Genomic DNA, 2,436 nt, shown 5'->3' on the forward strand with positions numbered 1-2,436 from the left:
GGGGTCGGGCGTCGGGGTCGGCTCGGGTGTGGGAGTCGGGCTCGGCGCGGGTGGGAGGGCGGCCAGCATCGCCTCGGCGTCGATCAGCCCGGCGCCGGTGACGTTCTCTGCGGCGACGGAGGCCCACGGCGAGGCTGCTGGGCGCGCGGTCGTCGTCAGGAGCGCGCGCACATCCTCCTGGGTCAGGCTCGGGTCGACCGACTTCGCCAGTGCGGCGACCGCGGCCGCGAGCGGCGCCGCGGCGGAGGTGCCGGGGAACTGCCGACCGCCGGTCTCGTCGGGATCCGACCCGAGGACGGATTGACGCACGCGGTCCACCGACATGATGTCGGGTTTCGAAACGATCTCCGGGGTGTCGAGGACGGCGGACGGGTCGGATGCCGTGCGCGGGGCGAAGAAGTGCGTCGACGGGCCGTGGCTGCTGAACTCCTCCACCTCCATCGGTGTTTGATAGGGCGCTGCCGCGACAGAGATGACCACCGGATCGCTGTTGTGCCCGAGCGAGGTGCGGCCGATCTGCACCTCTCCTTCGGAGCGCGTGTACTCCGCCCAGCCCAGGTTCGACTGCAGGAACATGAGGAAGATCGGCGGGTTCGGCAGCGCTCGAGCGGCGTCCGGCGTTGCGACGCGGGCGACGGACACCTCGATGTCGAGATCGTCGTCGGCTCGGGGGAGGACCAGGGTGTACCCGGGGGTGCCGTCGGCGAGCGGCTTCAGCTCGACGTCGAGGGGCTCACCTCCCTGGAGAACCACCGGGACGAACGACCCCGTCACGGCCCCGGCGGGTTCGCCCCACTGGAAGACCAGCTCCGCGTGCGAGGAGACGGAGTACCCGAGCGTCGCATCGCTGGTGTCGCCGGGATCGACGTCGAGGCAGTCGCTCGGCGCCGTGAAGCCCTGCGTCCGCACCGCGTGCGCGACGACGTCGGGGCAGGCGGTGGGACGGTACGCCGAGGTCTGCCAGCCGTTGATCGGAGTGACCTCCTGCCCCGGCAGCGGCGAACTCGGCACAACGTTCTGGTTGCCCGCGGACGAGAAATGGAGCAGCCCGCGGTCGGTCTCGCGCGCGATCGTCTCGGCGGTGAGCGATCGCTGGAAGATGGCGTCCTCTTCCACGCTGACGTCGTCCACGACGACATCGGCTCCGTATCCGGCCAGCAGGTCGATGGCTTCCCGGACCGAGGCCGCGCTGTCCGGGTCGGCCGCCGCGAAGACCAGGGACGCACCCGGAGCGATCCCGTGCACGAGTTGCAGCATGGCGCGACCTTCATCGCTGGAGGTGGGGACACCCGTCCCATCGCGCAGCACCTCGACGGGGTTCTCCCGACCACAGGGGTTCCCGGGTCCCGGCAGCAGCCCGTTGGCGATGTCATCGGCGACGGTGGAGCCCGGCGCCGAGGTCGCGCCGAAGGAGTCGGAGATCACACCGACCACGACACCTGTCCCGTCGACTCCGAACCTCTCGCGGGCGATGTCGGCACGCAGCGGCGCGTCGGCGTCGACGGGGATGGTCCGGCACGACTCCGCCGCGGGGGAGGCGGCGGCGACAGCGGCCGGGGCGATTCCCGCGGTCGTGAGGATGAGAGCGAGGGTGAAACTGACGGACGTGCGCACGCGGGATACTCCGGGTCGATGGCGCCGTCGGCCCAGTGGCTCGGCGGTGGCTCGAGGAGCCGACGAGGCTCATCCTATGGGCTGCACTCAGCTAACGCACAGGTTCTCTCGGTCGGAAGAGCGCGGGGTTTGGTCAGTTCTTGGCGCCGGTGAGGGCGAGCGCCCCGCCCAGGCCGATCATCATGACGCCACCCGTCCCCGACAGCGTCGAGATGCGCTTCGGAGAGCGCGCGAACCACGCGCGTGCGGTGCCCGCGGCCAGCGCCCAGACCGAGTCGCAGGTCAGGGCGAGCACCTGGAAGACGAGCCCGAGGACGAGCAGTTGCACCCACACGGCCCCGGCGTGTGGGGCGACGAACTGGGGCAGCACGGCGACGAAGAAGGCGATCGTCTTGGGGTTGGTGAGGCCCACGACGAATCCCTGGCGCAGGAGCGTCCACGATGAGGCCGGCGCGCGGGTCGAACCGGCGACCGCAGCGTGGCGGTGACGGATCGCCTGGATGCCGAGCCACACGAGGTAGATCGCGCCGAGGACCTTCAGCACGGTGAACGCCACGATCGACGAAGCCACGATCGCGCCGACCCCGAAGGCGACGGCGACCACCGCGGGAACGGTGCCGAGGGCGTTGCCGACGACGCTGAGGACGCCCGCGCGACGCCCCAGGGCGATCGACCGACCGATGACGAACAGCACGCTCGGCCCCGGGATGACGATGATGACAACGGATGTCGCCACGAAGGCGAGCAGGTTCTCGATCGGAGGCATGCGTGCAGCGTACTGCTGCTGCGTTTCGGTGGGGAGTCGCTCGCCCGGGGGCGGTG

The 2,436-nt window shown here is 70.9% G+C and carries 2 protein-coding genes; both read right to left on the reverse strand.

Annotated features, from left to right (window positions below; translation table 11 throughout):
- Positions 1–1,614, reverse strand: a 1,614-nt coding sequence (locus NS220_RS17050) for a S8 family serine peptidase (RefSeq protein ID WP_153004347.1), incomplete at its 3' end; no start/stop codon positions are given.
- A gap of 133 nt (positions 1,615–1,747) precedes the next feature.
- Positions 1,748–2,380 carry a LysE family translocator gene (locus NS220_RS17055; protein ID WP_058625198.1) on the reverse strand — a complete coding sequence of 211 codons (633 nt, stop codon included), beginning with the start codon at positions 2,378–2,380 and terminating at the stop codon, positions 1,748–1,750.
- Between the last annotated feature and the right edge of the window lie 56 nt (positions 2,381–2,436).

The sequence above is a fragment of the Microbacterium testaceum genome, from assembly GCF_001476655.1.
In the GTDB taxonomy this organism is placed as follows: Bacteria; Actinomycetota; Actinomycetes; order Actinomycetales; family Microbacteriaceae; genus Microbacterium; species Microbacterium testaceum_C.

Excerpts from the sequence above, each read along its gene's own strand:
- NS220_RS17055 (WP_058625198.1), bottom strand. The coding sequence starts at position 2,380 with ATGCCTCCGATCGAGAACCTGCTCGCCTTCGTGGCGACATCCGTTGTC.